The sequence below is a fragment of the Mycobacterium sp. NGS69 genome (genome assembly GCF_059812165.1).
Map to the genome: position 1 here is coordinate 283,491 of NZ_JCALCD010000007.1, position 20,580 is coordinate 304,070.

The 20,580-nt window shown below is 68.8% G+C and carries 21 protein-coding genes; 10 read left to right on the forward strand and 11 right to left on the reverse strand.

Annotation, left to right across the window (positions count from 1 at the left end; genetic code table 11):
- Positions 1 to 55 precede the first annotated feature (55 nt).
- Positions 56 to 1,561, forward strand: a complete 1,506-nt coding sequence (locus AC5Y2S_RS21870) for an FAD-dependent oxidoreductase (RefSeq protein ID WP_499958313.1) — start codon at positions 56 to 58, stop codon at positions 1,559 to 1,561.
- On the opposite strand, the gene AC5Y2S_RS21875 is transcribed toward AC5Y2S_RS21870, so the two are convergent.
- Positions 1,558 to 2,556, reverse strand: a complete 999-nt coding sequence (locus AC5Y2S_RS21875; protein WP_499958526.1) for a class I SAM-dependent methyltransferase — start codon at positions 2,554 to 2,556, stop codon at positions 1,558 to 1,560. The two genes, AC5Y2S_RS21870 and AC5Y2S_RS21875, sit on opposite strands and share 4 nt — an antisense overlap.
- A 277-nt stretch (positions 2,557 to 2,833) precedes the next feature.
- Between AC5Y2S_RS21875 and AC5Y2S_RS21880 the strand changes: the two genes are divergently transcribed.
- The 3 genes from AC5Y2S_RS21880 to AC5Y2S_RS21890 all read left to right on the forward strand — a co-directional run bounded on the left by AC5Y2S_RS21880 (position 2,834) and on the right by AC5Y2S_RS21890 (position 5,674).
- Positions 2,834 to 4,183: a PPE family protein, SVP subgroup gene (locus tag AC5Y2S_RS21880; protein ID WP_499958314.1), complete on the forward strand. Its 1,350-nt coding sequence runs from the start codon at positions 2,834 to 2,836 to the stop codon at positions 4,181 to 4,183.
- Positions 4,184 to 4,499: 316 nt separating this feature from the next.
- Positions 4,500 to 4,781 carry a DUF732 domain-containing protein gene (locus AC5Y2S_RS21885; protein ID WP_499958315.1) on the forward strand — a complete coding sequence of 94 codons (282 nt, stop codon included), beginning with the start codon at positions 4,500 to 4,502 and terminating at the stop codon, positions 4,779 to 4,781.
- 92 nt (positions 4,782 to 4,873) lie between these two features.
- Positions 4,874 to 5,674, forward strand: a complete 801-nt coding sequence (locus tag AC5Y2S_RS21890) for an MOSC domain-containing protein (protein ID WP_499958528.1) — start codon at positions 4,874 to 4,876, stop codon at positions 5,672 to 5,674.
- Positions 5,675 to 5,680: 6 nt separating this feature from the next.
- Here the strand turns inward: AC5Y2S_RS21890 and AC5Y2S_RS21895 are convergent, their stop codons facing one another.
- The 8 genes from AC5Y2S_RS21895 to AC5Y2S_RS21930 form a co-directional block, all read right to left on the reverse strand.
- The gene (locus tag AC5Y2S_RS21895) at positions 5,681 to 6,949 is read right to left on the reverse strand and encodes a cytochrome P450 (protein ID WP_499958316.1); all 1,269 of its coding nucleotides are present in this window, start codon (positions 6,947 to 6,949) and stop codon (positions 5,681 to 5,683) included.
- Between the two features lie 15 nt (positions 6,950 to 6,964).
- Positions 6,965 to 8,368: an NAD(P)/FAD-dependent oxidoreductase gene (locus tag AC5Y2S_RS21900; protein WP_499958317.1), complete on the reverse strand. Its 1,404-nt coding sequence runs from the start codon at positions 8,366 to 8,368 to the stop codon at positions 6,965 to 6,967.
- Positions 8,365 to 8,580 carry a ferredoxin gene (locus tag AC5Y2S_RS21905; RefSeq protein ID WP_499958318.1) on the reverse strand — a complete coding sequence of 72 codons (216 nt, stop codon included), beginning with the start codon at positions 8,578 to 8,580 and terminating at the stop codon, positions 8,365 to 8,367. Before AC5Y2S_RS21905 ends, AC5Y2S_RS21900 begins: the two co-directional genes overlap by 4 nt.
- Before the next feature lie 108 nt (positions 8,581 to 8,688).
- Positions 8,689 to 8,937 (reverse strand): DUF6480 family protein, encoded by a 249-nt coding sequence (locus tag AC5Y2S_RS21910; protein ID WP_499958319.1) that lies wholly within the window; start codon positions 8,935 to 8,937, stop codon positions 8,689 to 8,691.
- 45 nt (positions 8,938 to 8,982) lie between these two features.
- The gene (locus AC5Y2S_RS21915) at positions 8,983 to 9,537 is read right to left on the reverse strand and encodes a thioredoxin family protein (protein ID WP_499958320.1); all 555 of its coding nucleotides are present in this window, start codon (positions 9,535 to 9,537) and stop codon (positions 8,983 to 8,985) included.
- A 21-nt stretch (positions 9,538 to 9,558) separates the two neighbouring features.
- Positions 9,559 to 10,188 carry a DUF1345 domain-containing protein gene (locus tag AC5Y2S_RS21920; RefSeq protein ID WP_499958321.1) on the reverse strand — a complete coding sequence of 210 codons (630 nt, stop codon included), beginning with the start codon at positions 10,186 to 10,188 and terminating at the stop codon, positions 9,559 to 9,561.
- 21 nt (positions 10,189 to 10,209) lie between these two features.
- On the reverse strand, positions 10,210 to 10,881 hold the full coding sequence (locus tag AC5Y2S_RS21925; RefSeq protein WP_499958322.1) for a cutinase family protein: 672 nt from the start codon (positions 10,879 to 10,881) through the stop codon (positions 10,210 to 10,212).
- A 46-nt stretch (positions 10,882 to 10,927) separates the two neighbouring features.
- Positions 10,928 to 11,695: a class I SAM-dependent methyltransferase gene (locus tag AC5Y2S_RS21930; protein ID WP_499958323.1), complete on the reverse strand. Its 768-nt coding sequence runs from the start codon at positions 11,693 to 11,695 to the stop codon at positions 10,928 to 10,930.
- 159 nt (positions 11,696 to 11,854) lie between these two features.
- On the opposite strand from AC5Y2S_RS21930, the gene AC5Y2S_RS21935 reads away from it, so the two are divergent.
- The 5 genes from AC5Y2S_RS21935 to AC5Y2S_RS21955 all read left to right on the forward strand — a co-directional run bounded on the left by AC5Y2S_RS21935 (position 11,855) and on the right by AC5Y2S_RS21955 (position 16,842).
- On the forward strand, positions 11,855 to 13,450 hold the full coding sequence (locus tag AC5Y2S_RS21935) for a PecA family PE domain-processing aspartic protease (RefSeq protein ID WP_499958324.1): 1,596 nt from the start codon (positions 11,855 to 11,857) through the stop codon (positions 13,448 to 13,450).
- A gap of 28 nt (positions 13,451 to 13,478) precedes the next feature.
- The gene (locus tag AC5Y2S_RS21940; RefSeq protein WP_499880582.1) at positions 13,479 to 13,568 is read left to right on the forward strand and encodes a hypothetical protein; all 90 of its coding nucleotides are present in this window, start codon (positions 13,479 to 13,481) and stop codon (positions 13,566 to 13,568) included.
- A gap of 47 nt (positions 13,569 to 13,615) precedes the next feature.
- Positions 13,616 to 14,566, forward strand: coding sequence for a DMT family transporter (locus AC5Y2S_RS21945; protein ID WP_499958325.1), 951 nt, complete (start codon positions 13,616 to 13,618; stop codon positions 14,564 to 14,566).
- 155 nt (positions 14,567 to 14,721) lie between these two features.
- A complete protein-coding gene (locus AC5Y2S_RS21950; RefSeq protein WP_499958529.1) occupies positions 14,722 to 15,528 on the forward strand; it encodes a lytic transglycosylase domain-containing protein in 807 nt (268 codons plus the stop codon).
- 63 nt (positions 15,529 to 15,591) lie between these two features.
- Positions 15,592 to 16,842, forward strand: coding sequence for an HNH endonuclease signature motif containing protein (locus tag AC5Y2S_RS21955; RefSeq protein ID WP_499958326.1), 1,251 nt, complete (start codon positions 15,592 to 15,594; stop codon positions 16,840 to 16,842).
- Between the two features lie 46 nt (positions 16,843 to 16,888).
- Here AC5Y2S_RS21955 and AC5Y2S_RS21960 read toward each other — a convergent pair whose 3' ends face one another.
- Entirely contained in the window at positions 16,889 to 17,887 is a 999-nt protein-coding gene (locus AC5Y2S_RS21960) for a GGDEF domain-containing protein (RefSeq protein WP_499958530.1), read from the reverse strand.
- Between the two features lie 342 nt (positions 17,888 to 18,229).
- Here AC5Y2S_RS21960 and AC5Y2S_RS21965 point away from each other — a divergent pair, with 342 nt between their 5' ends.
- Complete coding sequence (locus AC5Y2S_RS21965; RefSeq protein WP_499958531.1) at positions 18,230 to 19,699, forward strand: FAD-dependent monooxygenase; 1,470 nt, start codon at positions 18,230 to 18,232, stop codon at positions 19,697 to 19,699.
- A gap of 39 nt (positions 19,700 to 19,738) precedes the next feature.
- On the opposite strand, the gene AC5Y2S_RS21970 is transcribed toward AC5Y2S_RS21965, so the two are convergent.
- On the reverse strand, positions 19,739 to 20,170 hold the full coding sequence (locus AC5Y2S_RS21970) for a hypothetical protein (protein WP_499958327.1): 432 nt from the start codon (positions 20,168 to 20,170) through the stop codon (positions 19,739 to 19,741).
- Positions 20,171 to 20,580 lie beyond the last annotated feature (410 nt).

Genomic DNA, 20,580 nt, shown 5'->3' on the forward strand with positions numbered 1-20,580 from the left:
GGTCCCGCCGGCGGCGACCAGTTTCCGTCGCCGCTGCGCGGGTATCAGCCCAGCCGTGACTTCTTTATGGCTGACCGACCGCGCCGAACCGCCTTGGGCCGCAAGCCGGCTTGATGACGGCCCACGTTCCGCCGACGTCATCGTCGTCGGCGCCGGGATCACCGGGCTGATGACCGCCGTTCTGCTGGCCCGCGCCGGCAGGGACGTGTTGGTGGTCGAGGCGCGCACCGTCGGTTCCTGCGCGACGGGAAACACCACCGCCAAGATCAGTCTGCTGCAGGGCAGCCAGCTGTCGAAGCTGCTGCCCAGGCACGGCCCGGACGTGGCCCGCGCCTACGTGTGCGGCAATCGCGAGGGCCAGGAGTGGGTGCTGCAGCACTGCGAGGCCAACGGCGTCGCCGTGCAGCGCGAGGACGCCTACACCTACGCCCAATCCGCGCGGGGCGTCCTGTCCGCGCGCGCGGAACTGGCGGCCTGCCAGGCGGTGGGCCTGGACGCCGTGTGGGACGACGACGCGGACGTGCCGTTTCCGTATCACGGCGGCGTGCGGCTGCCCGACCAGGCCCAGTTCGACCCCATGCCGTTCCTCGACTCGCTGGCCACCGAGTTACTCGGCCGCGGTGGACGACTGGTCGAGCACACCCGAGTCCGGCGCGTGTCCTGGCGCGGCAAGGGGGTGCGCGTGCACGTCGACGATGCCGCGGGGCGTGACGTCGAGCTACGGGCCGGGCAGCTGGTGCTCGCCACCGGAATCCCGATCCTGGATCGCGGCGGCTATTTCGCGCGGCTGAAGCCGAGCCGGTCCTACTGCCTGGCGTTCAAGGTCCCCGGCAACATCACCCGGCCGATGATGATCTCCACCGATTCGCCGACGCGCTCGGTCCGCTATGCGCCCGTGGCGGGCGGGGAGCGGCTGATCGTGGGCGGGGCCGGCCACACGGTGGGTCGCAAGAAGAGCCCGTCGAAATCCTTGGCCGAGCTCTCGTCGTGGGCGCAAAAGCACTACCCCGGGTCCGTGCAGACCCACTTCTGGTCCGCGCAGGACTACACGCCCATCGACTACCTGCCGTATGTGGGCCCCATCCTGCCGAACACCGAAACCATCTTCGTCGCAACGGGATTCAACAAGTGGGGCATGACCAACGGCGCCGCGGCGGCGTTGGCGCTGTCCAGCCGCATCCTGGGCGGGCGGATGGACTGGTCGAGCGCGTTCGCCAGCTGGAGTCCGCACGAGCTGTCGGGCCTGCTGATGGCTCTGCAGGCCAACCTCGAGGTGGGCTTCGACCTGGCGAAGGGCTGGATCACCCCGGCGATGCGCACCGGCCGTCGCAGCCCGGTCAACGGCGAGGGCGGCGTGGTGAGCGGGCCGCCGTGGCATCTGGAGGCCCGCTGCCGCGTCGACGGAACCGAGCACCGCGTGTCGCCGGTGTGCCCGCACCTGGGTGGAATCGTCAACTGGAACGACGCCGACGAGGCGTGGGAGTGCCCGCTGCACGGGTCGCGATTCGCCCCCGACGGCACCTTGCTGGAAGGCCCGGCCACCCGGGACCTGACGGCCTAGCGCCCGACCGTCTTCCGGTAGACGAGCCAGCGCAACTCGATCGGGGATTCTTCGCGCGGGACGTCGAACACGTCGAGGCCGCTGGCCCAGCTCTCGAACCAGCCCGTCGGGGGCCAGGCGCCCTCGGGCAGGTTTGCCTTCTCGTAGTCGTAGGCCGAATCGTCGGCGATCAACTCGAAGGGCAGCCCGGCCGCCGCGTTCGTCAACTCCTCACGGGTGAAGATCATGGTGTTGCACTGCTGCCCGAGCTCGAGCGCGGCGTGGTCGGGGGTGTAGCCGGGCTTCGGCAGGAACGCGTTGAACACCAGGCGTCCGCCGGGCGCCACCACATCGGCGGCGAGTTCGAACACGCCGCGCAACTCGTGGGGGGTCCGGAAGTCGGGCACCACCTCGGAGAGCACCATCAGCTGGTACTCGTCGTGCACGCCCTCCATCGCGGTGAAGACGTCGCTCTGCATGACGCGCACGCCGAGCGATTCGCCCTCCACCTCCGCGCGCATGAGTTCGGCGAACTTCGGCGCCATTTCGACCGCGTCCACCGGATGGCCACGCCGGGCCAGGGCGATGGCGTTGCGCCCCGTTCCGGCGCCGACGTCCAGCACCCGGCAGCTCGCCGGGTCGGCCGCTTCGCAGGCCAGCGCCAGCACGCGCGCGTCGGGCTCGTGGCCGAACAGCGGCGGCTGCCGGGTGGCAACCCAGTTGTCGTAATCGGCCTCGACCGTGCGCCATTCGGCCTTGACGCGGTAGTTCAGGCCCGTTCCGAAGGGAACCTGAAACGAGATGACGATCTCCGACCGCTGGGACGCCTTGAAGGCCTTCGCCAGCTCGGCCTCCAGCACCTGGTTGAGCTGACGAGCTTGTTCGGGCGTGTACGGCACACCCAGGGTCGCGCACAGGTTCGCGCACAGCTGCGAGTACTCGTCGATCATGCCGGGCACGGCGGGCACCGAAATTTGGCCCTCGGCCATCGATCGGCGGTAGAGCCGGCTGACCATCGCTTCGCGCAGCCTCGGCGTGTCGAATGGTTTGGGCTGCGGCGCGTCCACGAGACTCTTCTACACGACCCGATCCGGGGTCGCACAGGGGCGGCCGTCGGACACCACCCGTTAACACGTCCGTTTGGCGGGGTATCGGCTACGTTCACGCGCCGGACATGTACTACTGAGGGACGTGCGATCCTTTGCCGGCCCGGTTTTGGCCGCGCCGCCCAACTAGTCGTCACCGAGGCCGCCAGCGCCCTGGCGGCGTTTTGACTCGATCGGAGGGAACGACATGGACTTCGCAGCGCTGCCGCCCGAGATCAACTCCACCCGGATGTACACCGGCCCAGGCTCGGGGCCGTTGCTGGCCGCCGCGTCGGCATGGGATGGGCTGGCCGCCGCCCTGCACGCGGCGGCGAGCTCCTACCAATCGGAGGTCGCGGCGCTGACCGCCGGCCCCTGGCTGGGCCCGGCCTCAGGGTTGATGGCCGCCGCGGCCGCCCCATACCTGGCGTGGACGAGAACCTCCGCCACGCAGGCCGAACAGGCCGCCACCCAGGCCAAAGCCGCGGCCGGCGCCTACGAGGCGGCCTTCGCCGAGACGATCCCGCCGCCGGTGGTCGCGGCCAACCGCAGCCTGCTGCTGGCGCTGGTCTCGACCAACATCTTCGGGCAGAACACCCCCGCCATCGCGACGACCGAGGCGCAGTACGCCGAGATGTGGGCCCAGGACGCCGCCGCCATGTACGGCTATGCCGCCGCGTCGGCGTTGGCGACGGCGCTGACGCCGTTCTCGGCGCCGCCGCGAAACACCAGTCCCGCCGGGCCGGCCGCCCAGGCCGCGGCGGTGGCGCGAGCCGGCGGCACCTCCGCGGGAAACGCGCAGAGCGCCGTGTCGAGCGTGCCGCAGGCGATCGCCGCGGTGCCCGCCGCGCTGACCAGCCTCGCGGCCACCCCGGCCCAGTTCGGGCCACTCGATCTGCTGGCCGTGCTGGCCAACCTGAGCGGGGTCTTCATCGACCCTGAATTGAGCGCGGCGAGCCTCGGGGTCGACACCGGAGTGGCGCTACCGGCGCTGCCGTTCGACGTTGCCGGTGCGCTGACCGGTTTCCACACCGACGACATCGTCAGCGGTTGGGCGGGGATCCAGGCGTGGCCGGGGACGGCGCCGGTGCCCCCGTCGCCGTTCCCGGTGATCACGAACCTGGCCGGCGGGTCAGCGGCCACCGCCGGCCTCGCGGAGGCGAAAACGATTGGGGCGCTGTCGGTTCCGCCCGCCTGGGCCGCCGAGACAACGATGATACGGCCCCTGGCGGTCGCGTTGCCGGCCACCAGCATGGGCGCCACCGCCGAGGCCTCCACCGGCAGCATGGGCAGCCTGTTCAGCCAGATGGCCCTGGCGGGCATGGCCGGGCGCGCGATGGCCGGCACCGGCGGCGCGGGCGGTGGCCCGGCCCGCCGGGAGCGGATCGGGGCGCCGACGACCACCGACAAGAAGGCGCCCCCGGAAGCACCGGCCGGCGGACCGATCACGAGCGTGGCCGCGGAGCTCCGGGAACTGGCCTCGCTGCGTGACTCGGGAATCCTCACCGACGAGGAATTCACGGAACAGAAAAGGAAACTCCTGGCTCAGATCCCCTAGCAAATTGTCGATCAGGGCAACAGTTGCCATTTGAAGTCTGCTGAAGCTGTGCATCGATTGGTTACGCGGCGTATTCGCCGGCGTTGCATTCCTGCCAACTCGCGATGCGCTTGTTGCCGCCTTCCGAGGCGCCGGCGGTCCGGAAGGCGGCTGTGCTCGATTGCCGTCACCTCGCAATTGGCTGCTCTCAAGTTTCGAAATATTTGGTGATCGATTAGCGTGAACAGCCATATACTGACGACACCTTGGACGCCGATAAGAAAAGGGGAACGAAATGTTTGCACCTCGATGGCTGGCCAAACTGACTATCCCTGTGATGGTCGGCGCCGCCCTGACAGCAAGCACCGCGATTGCATCGGCCGACTCCACGGACGACGCATACCTCGCGAAACTGAAAACGCTCGGATTCAGCTGGCCCGAGTCGGCCGACTCGGACATGATCGCGATGGGACACGCGGTCTGCGCCGACCGGATGGCCGGCAAGACGCCCGATGCGATCGCCACCGACTTGCACTCCAGCATGAGCGCGAAGGGCTTCTCGTTCGCCGACATGACCGGCTGGGTCAGCGCGGCGGAATCCACCTACTGCCCGGGCTAGTCGCCGCTGCGCGCCCCAGTACTGTCTCCCCTGACGGTGAATGACGTGTCTCTTGCGGGGGATAGGCAGTGGAAGATCTCGCTGCGGTGCACATGCGTGTGGAGAGTTTGCGCCGCTATCCGGTGAAGTCGATGCTCGGCGAAGCCGTGGACTCCCTGTTCGTCGACGAAGGCGGCGCCGAGGGCGACCGGCGGCTCGCGCTGATCGACGCCGAAACCGGCCATGTGGCCAGCGCCAAACAGGCGCGCCTGTGGCGTGGGCTGCTGAAATGCAGGGCCCACGCCGACACCGGGCGCGTCAGGATCAGGCTGCCCGACGGGACCGACGTCACGGCCGATGACCCCGGAGTCGACGACGTGCTCTCGCGGCTGTTGGGCCGGACGGTGCGACTGGTCAGGCAGCGACCGCAGGGCGCGACGCTGGAACGCCCGGATCCCGAGCAGCTGCTCGAGCTCGGGTTGGACGCCGAGGTCGGCGGCCGCATCCTCGAGATCGCCCAGGCGACCCCGGGCGACTCGTTCACCGACGAGGCCCCGCTGCACGCGATCACCACGGCCACCCTCGAGCACATCGGCGTGGAGGCGCTGCGCTACCGGCCGAACCTGGTGATCGCGACCCCGCCGGACCACCCCCCGTATACCGAAAACGACTGGGTGGGAAGGGAACTCGTGGTGGGCGAGGCCCGGCTGCGCGCGCTGACGGCCACCTCACGGTGCGTGGTGCCGACGCTCGAGCACGGTAGGTTGCCGCGGGCCCCGCACGCGCTTCGCACTCCCGCCGCCGAGAACCGTTGGGACACGGGCGGTCACGGGCCGCAGCCGTGCGCCGGGGCGTACCTGGAGGTGGTGGGGCAGGGCGTCATCCGGGTCGGTGACCGCGTCACCATCGCGTAGGCAAGCTCAGCCGGCGATCGCGGTGAAATCCACCCAAAGGTGTCGCGGCCCGCGGAACACCTGATTGTGCCGATACGGCGGCGGGTCGACGACGAGCCTCGGAGACTCGACCCGGCGAAGGAACGTTTCCAGCGCAAGGTTGACCTCCAGGCGCGCCAGCGGGCCGCCCATGCAGGTGTGAATGCCGCTGCCCCAGCCGAAATGCTCGTTGTCCTCACGTAGCGGATCGAAACGATCGGGGTTGTCGAACCGGCGGGGATCCCGATTGGCCGCGGCGTAGACGAGGTGCACCGCCGACCCGGCCGGGATCACCGTCGCTCCGATCTCGATGTCGGCGGTGGCGCTGCGGCTGGGGAAGAACTGCACCGCGGACTGCAGCCGCTGTACCTCTTCGATGGCGCGCGGGATCAGCTCCGGGCGCTGCCGCATCAGATCCCAGGAACCGGGGTTCCGCAGCAGCGTCATCACACAGTTGGTGATGGTGTTGACCGTGGAGTCGTGCCCCGCGACCAACAGCAGCATGGCGTTCGACGTCGTCTCCTTCACCGACATCGGACCGTCGGGCCCATCGTCGTGCAACAGCCTGGAAAGCAGGCCCTCGCCGGGCGTTTCCGCGTAGCTCTGCACCAAGCCACCCAGGTAGTCGTGCAATGCCGCGGTGCTGGCGCGGCCTTTTTCGGCCAACGCCCGGCCGTCGTCGGTGCCGCCCTCCGGGCCGAGATCCGTGCCCCTCATGAAGTCGAAGATCCAGGCGTGGAACATCGGCTCGTCCTCGACGGGCACGCCGAGGATCCTGCAGATGACGGCGACGGGTATCGGGTAGGCGAAGTCCTCCACCACGTCCAGGCGGGTGCCGGCCCGGGCTTTGACCTTGTCCAGCGACTCGTTGGCCAGCTGCACGATGAACGGTTCCATGCCGGGAATCAGGTCGGGGGAGTGCGGCGGACCGAAGTGACGCATGACCTGCCGGCGGGCCCGGTCGTGATCGGGTGGGTCGGAGACGATGATGCTGGGCGCGCGGCCGTAGGCCTGCATGTGCTCGCTGCCGGGCTCGGGTTCGGGTTTGTCACCGCCCAAGCCCGCCGGGCTCCGGCTGATGTCGGAGCTGATCCGCGGGTCGTGTGCCAACGCGAGCAATTCGCGATAACCGGTTACGGCGTAGGTCTTTTCGGCGACCTTGGCCACCGGTGTGTCGCGCAGTTGCTCGAAGTACGGGTACGGGTTCGGGCGGTTCTCGAACTTCATCGCCTCGGCCCAGGCGGTTTCGGCATTCATCGTCGGCTCCTGGGCTCAGCGGCTTCTGGGCCGGAATTCGGCGCCGCGCGAGGTTGGGTCGTGCCCGGTCAGCACCACATCGGGAAGGGCGGTCGGTTCGCGGGGATCGGGAAACCGGGCCGGCATCGGCTCGGAGATGGCGGCCCGGTCGTAGCCCGGCGGGGGCGGCGGGAACGGTGCGGATCGTTCGATCAGCGAGGCGTAATAGGGCAGCCATTTGCCGTGGTTGAACGTCACCGCCCCGACGATGCGGCCGCGGTGACCGTAGGCGGCCGCGAACCGGCGTTGCTCGACCGAGCCCTGGGTGAACACGATCTCGTCGCCGAAGGAGCACACCCCGACGCTCTTGATGTTGACGCCGAATTGGCCGGACCAGAACGACGGCAGCGGCAGGTGAGGCCGCCGGCCCATCTCCAGGGTGATCATGTTGTTGGCCGCCACCTCGGCACCGAAAACGGCGTTGTCCCAATGCTCTTGAGACATGAACTGGTACTCGTAGAGGACGTGCGGCGCGCGCGCCACATCGCCCGCCACGAAGATGTTGTCGGTCACCACACCGTTGATGTCGAAGGCGCGGCACCCGGCGTCGCAGGCCAGCCCCCAGAACCCGCTCGCCAGCTGCGCGCCATCGAGCCATTCCACGTTGCGGATCGAGCCCAGGCAGGCCACCACCACGTCGACGTCGAGCACGGTGCCGTCGGACAGCCGGGCCTCGCGAACGTGGCCGCCGGCGTCACCGTCGAGGCCCTGCACCGCCACACCCGTTCGCAGATCGACGCCGGCGTCGATCTGCATCTGCGCGGCGATGTCGCCGATCACACCGCCCAGCGCGCCGGACAGCGGCGCCTTGCCGCGCTCGGCGACCGTCACCGGTAGGTCGAGATCGCGGCACACCGAAGCGATTTCGGAGCCCACGAAACCCGAGCCCACGATCAGCACCCGGCGCGGTCGCTCCCGGAGCGCGGCGGCCAGCTTCGCGGCGTCGTCACACGTGCGCACGGTGAACACGCCGTCCAGGGCGGCCTCGTGCGGGTTGAACCACGGGCGTGCGCGGGTGCCGGTGGCGATCAGCAGCCGGTCGTAATCCACCCGGTCGCCGTCGGCCAGCAGGACTTGGCGGTTTGACCGGTCCAGCCCTACCGCCGCGACGCCGAGCCGCCATTGGGCGTCGACCGGACACAGGCGGGGGAGCTTCGTGTGGTCGGCGGGCACCCATCCCTTCAAGACCTGCTTGGACAGCGGCGGCCGGTCATAGGGTTCGTGCGGCTCGTCGCCGATGATGGTGAGCGGACCGCGAAAACCTTTCTCCCGCAACGTTTCCGCAGCGCGCAAACCGGCCAGCGACGCACCCACGATGACTATCCGGCCCTGCGTCTTGAAGGTTTCGACGAGCTGGCTGACGAGCGGGGTGGTGATCACGTGGTGTCCCGGTCCGCCGGCGGATCGACTTCCAGGATGATCGCCTGAACCGGACAGGACGCCGCGGCGCGCAACACGCGCTGGCGCTGCGAGTCGTCGGGGTTGGGGTCGTAGGCCAGGGCCTCCTCGCCGACAAGCTTCAGCACCTCGGGCGCTAGGGGAACGCACTGGGCATAGCCCTGGCACTTGTTCAGATCGACCACAAACCGCATGTCCCGAGCCTTCCGCCCGTCGGCTACCGACCCTATGCGCGCGAGACTACTTGGGCGTGACGCGCCGCGACAGCCATCGCGAAGTTTTTGCCCCGGTAGCCGGGAACCTCAGCCCGTCAGCCCGAGGATTTTCATGACGAGCAGCACCGCCACCGCGGCGAAGGCCACGACGAAGACGCAAACGGCGAGGACCGTGAGGGCCGACCCGCGGGTGAATCGCCCGCGATTGAGTGGTTGGGCCTCGGCCACACCGGAGGTCTGCGGCGCGGCCGGCGGGGTTGCGCCCGGCGTGACGCCTCCGCCCGGCTCGAGGTCGGGGGTTTGTGCGGGATCGGGGTCGGGGGGTTGCGCGGTCATAGCTGGTGTTGCGATACCCGCGCACAGAGCGCCCAAACGCGCGAATCAGGCTGAACGCCACTTGATGCCGCACCCGATCGACGGGCGCTGATCGGCGTCGACCGGCCTGCCGGCGAGCACCGCGTCGACCGCCGCGCGGACGTCGGCGGCCGTCACCGGCTTGTCGTTTCCCGGGCGGGAGTCGTCGAGCTGTCCGCGGTAGACCAGCCGGCGCTCGCCGTCGAAGACGAACGTGTCGGGCGTGCAGGCCGCCGAGAAGGCGCGCGCGACGTCCTGGCTCTCGTCGTAGAGGTAGGGGAACGTCCAGCCGTGGGCGCGGGCCTCGGCGGCCATCTGCTCGGGGCCGTCCTGCGGGTAGGTGACCACGTCGTTGCTGGAGATGCCGACCATCGCGACGCCCTGGTCCGCGAGGTCGCGGCCCAGCGCGGCGAGCCCGGCGGCGACGTGCTTGACGTACGGGCAGTGGTTGCAGATGAAGGTGACGACGAGTGCGGGGCCGGTGAGCTCGTCGAGGCTGACCGTGGCCCCGGTGGCCGGGTCGGGGAGCGAGAACGGCGGCGCGGGGGTGCCGAGGGCGAGCATGGTGGACTCGATGGCCATGCCAGCCAGATTAGCCCGGCGTCACAGCTTGGAACCCAGCCCGGCGATCAAATTGATGGTGACCGCAAGGACAACGGCGCCAAGCAGATAGGACAGCAGCGCCTGGCGCAGCACGGTCGCCCGGATCGAGGTCAGCCCGATCTCGGTGTCGGACACCTGATAGGTCATGCCGACGGTGAAGGCCAGGTACGCGAAGTCGCTGAACCGGGGCGGCTCCGGGTCGTGAAAGTTGATCCCGCCCGGTTCGTCCGAGTAGTAGAGCCGCGCGTAGTGCACGGTGAACAGCGTGTGCACCGCGAACCAGGAGGCCGTGACGGCCAGGATTCCCAGCAGGGCGGCGGCGACGGCGGCGGCGCCGGAGCGCGACCCCGCGGCGACCACGTAGGCCACCCCGACCAGGCTCGCGAGGCTTGCCGACACGACGACGGTGTCGGCGATCCAGCGGGTCGGGTCCTCGCGGGTCACGTATTCGCGGGTTTGGCCGGCGTCCAGTCGGCCCAGCAGCAGCCACGTCCACAGCACGTACACGGCGGCGGTGACGACCCAGCCGACGAGGGCGAATCGCCAGCCGATGGTGTTGCCCACCGCCAATGCGACGGCGGTCCCGAGAACCACGGCGATCAGGATCCGAACCGCGACGAGGGATTTCACAATCCGGGAGTTCGGAGGCGGCTAGCCGTTCTGTGCCCGCGGGGGCGCCTGACCGATCTTGCCGGCGGCGAACGTCGCGGCCTGGTTGACCATCCCGGAGTCGATGTACGACATGTGCGACAAGATGTTGCCGCCGGGGGAGCAGATCGGGTCGTCGGGGGCGCACAGGCTGATGGTCCGGCCGACGAGCGCCGGGCTGATCGTCGGAAGCGGCTGGCCGCCCCACAACATGCTGGAGAACCCGCTGGTCGGCTCGCCGAAAAGGGCGACGGCGGCGACGTGATCGGCCACCGGGCCCGGCAACGTCTGGCTGGCGAGGTCGATCACGGTCGAGCCCTGGGAGTACCCGCCGAGCACCATTTTCGTGTTGGGGCAGCTGGCGGCGACGTCTTGGATGTGCGCGCTGGCGTCGTTGGAGCCGGCCGTCGCGCTGTTGTGGTAGTCGTCGTTCGCCGGGTAGTTGACGGCGTAGACGCTGACCGACCGCCCCCCGAGCTGCGCCGTGAGCGAGTCGACGAACGCCTGCCCCATGTTGCCGAGGCCGGGCTCCTGGTGGGTGCCGCGGGCGAAGACCACCGCGACGTCGGTGCAGGGATCGGCGGATGCGGCCGGAATGACGACGGGCGCGCTGAGCGCGGCCCACGCCGTCACGGCCGAAACTCCAACGATGCGGGCAAGCCTGCGTGAATTCATTTCCAAATGCTGACACACGGCCGCCGATGGCAGCGCATGCGGTGTCTCAAAGCCCGTCGCCGCGCGCGATCCGGTCAGCGCGCCAGCAGCGCGCCTGCATCGGGATGTCGACCGGGTCGGCGCCGGGGAACCGCGCATCCAGGGCCGCCCGCGCTGCGGCCAGCCGCCGGGCGCGTTCGTCGGGGGAGGCGACGATGACCCGGCTGTAGGTGCCCAGCATCGCGACGGCATCGTCGATCGTCATGGTTCGGGTGAACCGGAACGTCTCGCGGGCGAAGTTGCGGAACATCGCCGGCAGCGGGAGGACGACGTCCAGGCGCCGGCGCGCGCGGTCAGCCGCGTCGGCGGGCACCTCGTCCCCGGGCAGCCGGTCCAGCTCGCGCACCCAGCCCACCTCGCGGTCGCGGCTCGTCCAGATCAGGCCGAGCCGGCCGCCGTTGCGCAGCACCCGGCCGATCTCGGGCACGGCCCGCTCATGGTCCATCCAGTGCCACGCCGACGAGACGAACACCGCGTCCGCGGAGGCGTCGGGAAGCGGAATCTCCTCGCCACAGCCCTCGAGGACGCGCACGCCGGGCGACCGGGCCGTCAAGACCCTTCGCATGCGCGCGTCGGGTTCGACGGCGATGACCTGCGCGGCCTTGTCCACCAGCGTGCGGGTGAACAGCCCGGTGCCCGCACCGAGGTCGACGGCCACCCCGCAACCCGGTGGGACCAGCCAGTCCACCGCCGGCTGCGGGGGTTGCGGCCGCAGCCCGTCGTAGTTTTCGGCAATCGATCCGAAGGACATCGCGCGTTGCTGACGGTCGGTCACGGCGCCACGGTAGTCGTGGCCGCCGTCACGCAAACGTTTGGTTAATCCCGAGAATTTTGGGTCGGTTTTCCCTAGAGTCTGGCGTATCGGCTGGTGGGCGTGACGTGCCCGTCCCCGGTGGAAACGTGGTCGAGGGCAGAGCGGAAGGACACCCGGGGGATGAGTTTTCTGACGTCACCGCCAGAGATCATTTCGTCTCTGCTCCATTCGGGCGCCGGCCCGGGGCCGATGCTGGCCGCGTCCGCGGCGTGGGACGGGCTTGCCGCCGAATTGGGTACCGCGGCTCAGTCGTTCTCGTCGATCACCTCGGGGCTGGCCGCCGACGCCTGGCAGGGGCCCGCCTCGGCGGCGATGCTGTCGACCGCGGCCCAGTACGCCGGCACGCTTAACGCGGCGTCGATTCAAGCGCAGACGGCCGCCGCGCAGGCGCAAGTGGTCGCCAGCGAATTCGAGTCCGCCCTGGCCGCGACGGTGCATCCCGTGGTGGTCGCCGCGAACCGGAACCAGCTGGTCCAACTGGTTTTTTCGAACCTGTTCGGCCAGAACGCGCCCGCGATCGCCGCCGCCGAAGCCTCCTACGAGGAGATGTGGGCCCAGGACGTGTCGGCGATGGTCGGCTACCACGGCGGGGTTTCGGCCGCCGCGGCCCAACTGTCGTCGTGGGCGTCCGCGGTGCAGGCGCTGCCGGCGCAGGCGTCCGCCGCAGTTTCCGGCACCCTCAACCCGGCCGCCGCCGCCCCGGCGGCGCTTGGCTTGCTGACCCCCGCGGCCAGCAATCCCATTGCGGGCCTGGTCGGACGCGCCGAAACCTACGCCGCCGACATCATCAATTTCCCGACCGACATCTTGTTCGGGCGCCAAATCATCCCCACCGGGCCGCAGTCGCTCGGCACCAGCGCGACAGTAAGCGGCGGCACCGCAACCGCCCCGCTGACGGTCTTCGGCGGGACCGAGCCGTTGGTGAACGCCTCGGTCGGCGCCGGGTCGCCGGCGCCGTTGCTGGTCGACACCGGATCCGAGGGCCTCGTCATACCCTTCACGAAGGTCGGCGGACTGTTGGGCGTCCTCCAGCTCGGCATCCCCATCGGGGGCGGCATCGGGGGTTACAGCGGCGGTCTGGATTACATTTACCTGACCTACAACGCGCCCGTGAATTTCGGCGGCGGGTTGATCACCGCGTCGACCCCGGTCAACGTCGAGTTCCTGGCTTTCCCGGTGTCCATCCAGTCCGCGATGACCAACGGGCTGACCTTCCAGTCGTTCTTCGCTTCCGACGGCGCGTCGGGCGTCCTGGGGGTCGGACCGAACGCGGGCGGCCCGGGTCCCAGCATTCCGCTCCAGGCGCTGCCGTCGCCGTACAACCAGGGTTTGCTGATCAACCAGACCACCGCCAATCCCTATCTGGAGTTCGGAGCGCAGCCGACGATCAGTGGGCATCCCGTGTTGACGACCCTCCCGCAAATGCCGATTACCAACCTGCAAGTGCAGGTAAATGGCGGACCTCTGCAAACCGTTTCGTCGATCGTCGACTCCGGTGGTGTAGAGGGGACTCTGCCGTCGAGCCTTGGCGCGTTGCCCGGACAGACCATCAACGTCTACGACACCGGCGGGAACCTGTTGTACTCGTACACCTATAACGGGGACTACTTCCCGACGCCGATCACGAGCGGGCTGATGAATACCGGAAACCTGATCTTCCAGGACCACCCGATCTACATCAACTACGCCACGGGCGGCGCGACCGTTTACAGCTGATCTGACGCTGACACCCTCGCCGTAGGTCATGAACACCGGGGCGCTGCCCTTCCTCGAACACCCCGTGTACATCTCGTATAGCCCCGGTGGCGTCGGGACGACGATCTTCTATCGGTGAGTCGCGCCCCCTCGACTGCCGAGGTTCACATCGCTTGAATGCCGGGTATGCACCCGGCCATGGGGTGGGTGGCGTCGCACGCGGCGGCGATCGCGTCGGCATTGCTCGCCGCATTCTGGGCCGCGGTGGGCATCGTCGTTCGGCAACGAGTCGCCCAAGGCGTTCCCGACGACAAAGCCATGTCGGCCACGATGGCCACCACCCTGGTCCGCGAACCGTTGTGGTGGGCGGGCACGCTGGCCGCGGTCGCCGGTTACATCTTCCAGGCCCTGGCCCTGGCCAACGGCTCCTTGCTCTTGGTGCAACCGCTACTGGTGTCGTCGCTGCTGTTCGCGCTGCCGATGAGCGCGAGGATGTGTCACCAGCGGATCAGTTGGGCCGACTGGGGCTGGGCGACGTTGTTGACCGCCGCCCTGGCCGTGTTCGTGCTAGTCGGCCAGCCTCGCGAAGGCCATAACCGGGCGCCGGTGCCGGGGTGGACGATCGCGTTGCTGACGACCGTCCCGCTGGTGATCGGGTGCGTCGCCGCGGCCCGCCGCACCGCCGGCCGCCCCCGCGCCATGCTGCTGGCGGTCCCGGTGGCCGTCCTGCTGGGCATGATCGCGGTCCTGACCAAGATCTGCACGCACCGCTTCGCCGTGGGCGGCTGGCACGGGCTGCTGACCGTGCCCGCTCCCTATGTGCTGGTCGCGCTGGCCGCGTCGCTCACCGTGGTGCAGCAGGCAGCGTTTCACGCCGGCGCGTTGCAGGCGTCCGTACCGATCATGCTGGTCGGCGAACCGATCGTCGCGGTGGTGCTGGGTGTCGTGGTACTCGGGGAACACCTGGCGGTTCGGGGGTCGGCAGCGCTGGTCCTCACCGTCGCGGTGGCGGCGATGGCGGCGGCCGCGATCGCGCTGGGCCGCGACGAAGCCGCCGGGGCCAGTTTGCCGGCCCGGCGGCAACCGCCGCTCGAGCCGGTGACGGTCGCCGGCGCGGGAATCGGGGATAGCACATAGCGTCGGCCGGCGGTATCGCTACCGTTGTCCTACCCCGAGTCGGATCGAACGGGAGGCACACTGTGAGCGGTAAACCGCGCGCCACGCTGCTTGTCCTCGGCGCGATCCTGGTCGCCCTGGCCGGGGGACCGACTCCAACGGCATCTTCGTCGATCATGACGCGGCCCGAGGCGCCGAGCATCCCCGCCGGCGCACAGCCACAGCTGGCGTCAGACCCCGCACAGGTGGCCGACGACCTCGTCGCCGACGAGCACGCACTGCGTGACGCGTCGACGGGGGAGGCCGCGCTGGTGGCGGCGGCGCACCGCGAGCAGGCGGCATATCGCGCCATCGGGCGCCACCCCGACTGGGACGCGACCATCCGACCGCGGATCCCGGCGTCGCTGCTCGATGTCTACGACCGCAACGTCGACGCCCGCCGGCAACTCACCGCGATGACGGCCGTCCGGGACACGCTGCCCGCGTGGAGCATCGAGCCACCGGCCCCGGCCGACGAACTGCTGGGCTACTACCACCAGGCGGAGTCCGAATCCGGCGTCGGCTGGAACTACCTGGCCGCCGTCAACCTCGTCGAAACCCGCCTCGGCAGCATCCATGGCGTGAGCACTGCCGGCGCGCAGGGGCCGATGCAGTTCCTGCCCGGCACGTTTGCCACCTATGGGCAGGGCGGCGACGTCAACTCGCCGCGCGACAGCATCATGGCGGCGGGCCGCTACCTGGCCGCCAACGGCTTTGCCAGTGACCGCGATCACGCGATCTGCCGGTACAACCACGCAAACGAATACGTGCGCGCGGTCGATCAATACGCGGCCCTCATCGGGTCCGATCCCGCCACTTTTGTCGGCTACTACCGCTGGGATGTCTACTGCAACACCACCGCCGGCGACGTGCTGCTGCCCATCGGCTACGCCGCGTCGTCGCCGATCCCCGCCGCGGAGTACGTGGCCAGCCACCCGCAGTGATGGGGATCCCGGCCCGGGTTTCGTAGCCGAAAACTTGTCGTACCCGGCTGCGAGGATGGGGTTATGTCTTCAACCCCATCTGTTGGCGCTTGGGTGGTGAATACTCCGACGCGTCTTGACGTGCTGTTTGAGGAGTTGGCGGAGTTGTGCGGTCAACGCAATGCGATTGATGGGCGCATTGTGGAGATCGTCGCCGAGATCGATCGCGACGGACTGTGGGGTAATACCGGGGCGCGGTCGATACCGGCGTTGGTGGCCTGGAAGACCGGCTGTTCGCCGGCCAACGCGCACACGATCGCGACGGTGGCGGGCCGGGTGCAGGAGTTTCCGCGGTGCACCCGGGCCTTGCGCCAGGGGCGGTTGTCGCTGGATCAGATCGGGGTGATCGCCGCCCGCGCGGGTGAGGGTTCGGATGAGCATTACGCGCAGTTGGCCGCAGTGGCCACGGTCACTCAGCTGCGCACCGCGATCAAGCTTGAACCGCGCCCACAACCCGATCCTCGCCCCGAGGCGGGGCGCTCGATCACCAAGACTTCGAGCGAGGAGGGCAGCTGTTGGCGGATCAGCCTGCCCCGCGACGAGGCGGCGACGTTCGATGCCGCGTTGGCGTCGCATCGCGAGGCGCTGATTGCCCAGTGGAAGCGCGACCGCGGCGACGGCAAGGCCCCATCGGATGCGGCGCCGCCGTTGCCCGACACTGTTGATGCGTTTATGCGGCTGGTGGAGGCCGGCTGGGACGCCGACGCCACCCGCCGCCCGCATGGGCAGCACACCACGGTGGTGGTGCACCTCGATGTCGAGCAGCGTGCCGCCGCGCTGCATCTGGGTCCGCTGCTGTCCGATGCCGAGCGCCAGTACCTGACCTGTGATGCCACCTGTGAGGTGTGGTTCGAACGCGACGGCGTGCCCATCGGCGCCGGGCGCACCACGCGCACAGTCAATCGGAGGCTGCGCCGCGCGCTTGAGCACCGCCATCCTATTTGCGCGGTGCCCGGCTGCGGTGCCACCCGCGGGTTGCACGCCCATCACCTGCGGCACTGGGAAGACGGCGGGCCGACCGAGTTGGCCAACCTGGTGCTGTTATGCCCGTATCACCACCGGGCACACCACCGCGGGCTGATCACCATCACCGGACCCGCTGACCAGCTGAGCGTCACCGACGACACCGGCCGACCACTGAGCGCGGGATCACTCGCGCGTCCACCGAACCGGCCGCCGCCCGCCGTCCCACCCTGCCGCGGACCGCTCGGGGAACGCGCCGACTGGTGGTGGTACGACCCCTTCGAGCCGCAGCCACCACCGACAAACAACTAGGCCGGTTCCGTATCTGAGTCGAAACAGCTTGGCGCATAAACAATTTCTACAGCGCGTGGCGCAGATCGGGATCCCGGCGCTGCGGAGTCCTGTTCTGCTTGGCGGCGTACAGATTCGCGTCGGCGACCGCCCACAGCACGGCGACGTTGGCGCTCGCCCCGCCGGCCGATGCGGTCCCGACGCTCGTGCCCGGGGTCTGTAGCCGCACCGCGGCGACGAACCGCTCGGCCGCGCTCGGGGCCGGACCCGCGCGCTCGGCGATGCACACGGCGAACTCGTCGCCGCCGAGCCGGGCCAGGACGGCGTTGGCGGGAGCCACTTTTTGCCATGCGGTCGCGCGGCTGATCAGGTGCTGGTCGCCCGCGACGTGACCGTCGGTGTCGTTGATGCGTTTGAAGTTGTCGATGTCCAGCGCGACCACGGTGATGACGGTGGACGTCGAACGCGATCGCGCCAGCAGGTCGGCGGTCGCGATTTCCCAGCCAGCGCGATTGAGTAGACCCGTGAGGGGATCCGTGCACGCCGCCGCGACCAGTGTTCGCGTCACCAACCCGAACGACTCGGCGGCCCCGATGATCGCGATCACGAAGATGAGGTAGTCGAGGTAGAACTTGGCCGTGTGCGAGAACGCGAGGCCGGCAACGCACGCCAGGGCGAGCACGCCGACCAGGACCATGCCGCGGCGTGGAGAGTAGAACGCGCGCAGGTACATCGCCAGGAACATCGGCGCGATCAGGCAGGCGAATTCGGCGGTGATCGCGATGTGAAAAGCCATCACGATCGGCGTCGCCGCGATGGCCGCGGCCGTCGCCGGCCCGGTTTTGTCGGGCCGGACCGCCAGCCAGGCCAGCGCCGCGATACCGAGGACGATCGCCACGATGCCCCCGACCGGATTGCCCCGCGGGCGGTCGGGGTGAAGCACAATCACGGTGGTGAACACCACGCCGTAGGCGTACAGGAAGGTCGTGGTGCCCAAGTAGATCCGCAGCAACCGGACCTGGTGTTTGCCGTAGAAGCCGCTTCCGGAGTCGGCGCGCAGCCGCAGTTTGTATCGGCGGGCATGGCCGAGGGGGCCTGCAAAACGTAGACCCATCCCGTCACTCTCTGCTCAGGTGCGCTGATGCGGACGCGCGGCCAATTCTTTCACCGCCATTTTGGGAGCGTGCAACCGCCATTCGTGTGAACCGTAGTTCAGATCTCAGTAGGCGGTTGGTGGTTTATCGAAAACCTACTCGGATGCAAAGAAGGGGACGGCTTTTAATCCGTCCCACTTCAACATATTACGCACCCGGGGGCTTGCGGCAAGACCGGGGTCATGCCGCAAAATCGCTGGTCGAAGCGAGAGCGGAATGAAATCTGGGGGTTACAGGGGATGAGTGTGTTGCCGTTGGCCGAGCATGCGGTAGCGATCGCCGGGGGAGGCCCGACCGGGCTGATGCTGGCGGGCGAGTTGGCGTTGGCGGGCGTCGACGTTGCCATTGTCGAGCGGCGCGCCGGCCAGGAGCTGATCGGGGCGCGGGCGGGCGGATTGCATTCGCGCACGATCGAGGTCCTCGATCAGCGCGGGATTGCCGACCGTTTCCTTGCCGAGGGCCAGGTGGCACAGGTAGCCGGGTTCGCGCAGATTCGGTTGGACATCAGCGACTTTCCCACCCGGCACCCGTACGGGCTCGCGCTGTGGCAGATCCACATCGAGCGCATCCTGGCCGGCTGGGTCGACGAGCTGAAGGTGCCGATCTATCGCGGGCGTGAGGTGACCAGCGTCGCGCAGGACGACGGCGGCGTCGACGTCGTGCTGTCCGACGGCCAGTTTCTGCGCGCGGAATACGTCGTCGGGTGCGACGGGGGACGCAGTTCGGTGCGCAAATCGGCCGGCATCGACTTCCCGGGGTGGGACCCGACGATGAGCTACCTACTCGCCGAGGTCGACATGGACTTCGACGCCGGGGAAGCGCCGCCCTGGGGCATCCGCCACGACGCCCTCGGTGTCCATTCGCTCAGCCTGGTCCAGGACCCGGGCCCGATGCGGGTCATGGTGACCGAGCGGCAGGTCACGCCCGCTGGCGAACCCACCCTGCGCGACCTGAACGAGGCGCTGATCGCCGTGTATGGAACGGACTACGGGATCCACAGTCCCGCATGGATTTCCAGGTTCACCGACGCCGCGCGGCAGGCGGCGACCTATCGCGACGGGCGGATCCTGCTGGCCGGCGACGCCGCGCACGTGCACCACCCGATCGGCGGGCAGGGCCTCAACACCGGTATGCAGGACGCGGTGAACCTGGGCTGGAAGCTGGCCAAGGTGGCCAAGGGAACGGCCCCGGAAAGCCTGCTCGACACCTACCACACCGAACGCCACCCGGTCGGGGCGCGCGTGCTGCGCAACGCCATGGCCCAAATGGCCCTGCTTCGCCCCGACGACCGGACGAAGGCCTTGCGGGAGGTCACTTCCGATCTCCTCGGCATGGCCGAGCCCCGGCGACGATTCGGCGCGATGATGTCGGGGCTCGACATCCACTACGGCCTCGGCGAAGGGCACCCGCTCCTCGGCCGTCGGATGCCCGATCTCGACCTGGTCACCGCCGACGGCCCGGTGCGGACCTTCGCCCTGCTGCACGATGCGCGGGCCGTGCTGCTCAACCTCGCCGAGCCCGGCGCCTTGGACGTATCTGGGTGGGCGGACCGAGTTAAGTCGATCGACGCGAAAAGCGTTGGCGCATGGGAGCTTCCGGCGCTCGGCACCGTCACCGCCCCGGACGCGGTGCTGATTCGGCCCGACGGATACGTCGCGTGGGTGGGGGAACGACCCCTCGCCGACGCGCTCACCATGTGGTTCGGGCCGCCCGCGGCGGCCTAGGACACTGTTTCCTGTGGCCGTGTCCCCGATCCTAGGAATTCATTCGAGGAACGTGCTTCCTTCATGACAACTTTGCGTGAGCATATAGACACCTACCCCGAATCCGATCACGCCCGCCGCGGGGCTTATGGCGCAACCAACAGAAATCGCCGCGACGCCTCCCATAACGGCTTTACCGCACTCCGAAACGTCGTCGGTGATCGGAAACGATTCTTGGGTGGCGTCGTACATACTTTTGACTGTTCGTTTTACCAGCGGCCAGACGTGGTCCATGTCCGGTGTGCCATCCGCCTTCCGCAAACGCGCAACGTCGACGCGCGCATCCGGTATGAGCGCGCCTCTTGTCATCGCTGTCTTGAGGTGAGCTTCCAAGAAAGCCACGCGTTCGCTGTTTGTCGTCGGTTGCGGCTCGGACCGAACCTTGTCGAGGTCGGCTTTAATTAGGTCGGTTAGTCCATCCATCTCGTCCATCCCTTAACCCTTCTCGTGATGTGTCAACGGCGGCAACAAACAGCTGAGGTTTCGGTAGTCGCAACGCGGCCATCTTGTTCAGGCCGGGGAGTGTGAACAACCGCGCTGCATGAGTGACACGCCGCGGGCCCATTCTGGGACCACCATCGGCAGGTCGGGCGGATAACGCAGGCACGCAAGCCGTCGTCAACGCCCGGCGACGCCCCCGCGGCTGTGTCGCCAACGGTGCACCTGCCGTGCGCCCACTGCTGGCACGATGTCGACACACACGGGCCGGCGAAGCGAAACCGTGCCTCGGGCGGGTTATCGCTTGCGCCGTGGGCTTTCTCAATGAAATCTTGATCCACCTGCAGCGGGGGCCTGACCATAGCGACGGTGCCATTCGCCCGGACGATGCCGATCAAGAGGTT

Bases quoted from the DNA above. Each gene is read 5' to 3' on its own strand.
- AC5Y2S_RS21875 (WP_499958526.1), bottom strand. From the start codon at position 2,556: ATGGTCAGCCGGCTCTACCGCCGATCGATGGCCGAGGGCCAAATTTCG.
- AC5Y2S_RS21880 (WP_499958314.1), top strand. From the start codon at position 2,834: ATGGACTTCGCAGCGCTGCCGCCCGAGATCAACTCCACCCGGATGTAC.
- AC5Y2S_RS21885 (WP_499958315.1), top strand. From the start codon at position 4,500: ATGGTCGGCGCCGCCCTGACAGCAAGCACCGCGATTGCATCGGCCGAC.
- AC5Y2S_RS21890 (WP_499958528.1), top strand. From the start codon at position 4,874: ATGCGTGTGGAGAGTTTGCGCCGCTATCCGGTGAAGTCGATGCTCGGC.
- AC5Y2S_RS21895 (WP_499958316.1), bottom strand. From the start codon at position 6,949: ATGAATGCCGAAACCGCCTGGGCCGAGGCGATGAAGTTCGAGAACCGC.
- AC5Y2S_RS21905 (WP_499958318.1), bottom strand. From the start codon at position 8,580: ATGCGGTTTGTGGTCGATCTGAACAAGTGCCAGGGCTATGCCCAGTGC.
- AC5Y2S_RS21910 (WP_499958319.1), bottom strand. From the start codon at position 8,937: ATGACCGCGCAACCCCCCGACCCCGATCCCGCACAAACCCCCGACCTC.
- AC5Y2S_RS21915 (WP_499958320.1), bottom strand. From the start codon at position 9,537: ATGGCCATCGAGTCCACCATGCTCGCCCTCGGCACCCCCGCGCCGCCG.
- AC5Y2S_RS21925 (WP_499958322.1), bottom strand. From the start codon at position 10,881: ATGAATTCACGCAGGCTTGCCCGCATCGTTGGAGTTTCGGCCGTGACG.
- AC5Y2S_RS21935 (WP_499958324.1), top strand. From the start codon at position 11,855: ATGAGTTTTCTGACGTCACCGCCAGAGATCATTTCGTCTCTGCTCCAT.
- AC5Y2S_RS21940 (WP_499880582.1), top strand. From the start codon at position 13,479: ATGAACACCGGGGCGCTGCCCTTCCTCGAACACCCCGTGTACATCTCG.
- AC5Y2S_RS21945 (WP_499958325.1), top strand. From the start codon at position 13,616: ATGCACCCGGCCATGGGGTGGGTGGCGTCGCACGCGGCGGCGATCGCG.
- AC5Y2S_RS21950 (WP_499958529.1), top strand. From the start codon at position 14,722: ATGACGCGGCCCGAGGCGCCGAGCATCCCCGCCGGCGCACAGCCACAG.
- AC5Y2S_RS21955 (WP_499958326.1), top strand. From the start codon at position 15,592: ATGTCTTCAACCCCATCTGTTGGCGCTTGGGTGGTGAATACTCCGACG.
- AC5Y2S_RS21970 (WP_499958327.1), bottom strand. From the start codon at position 20,170: ATGGACGAGATGGATGGACTAACCGACCTAATTAAAGCCGACCTCGAC.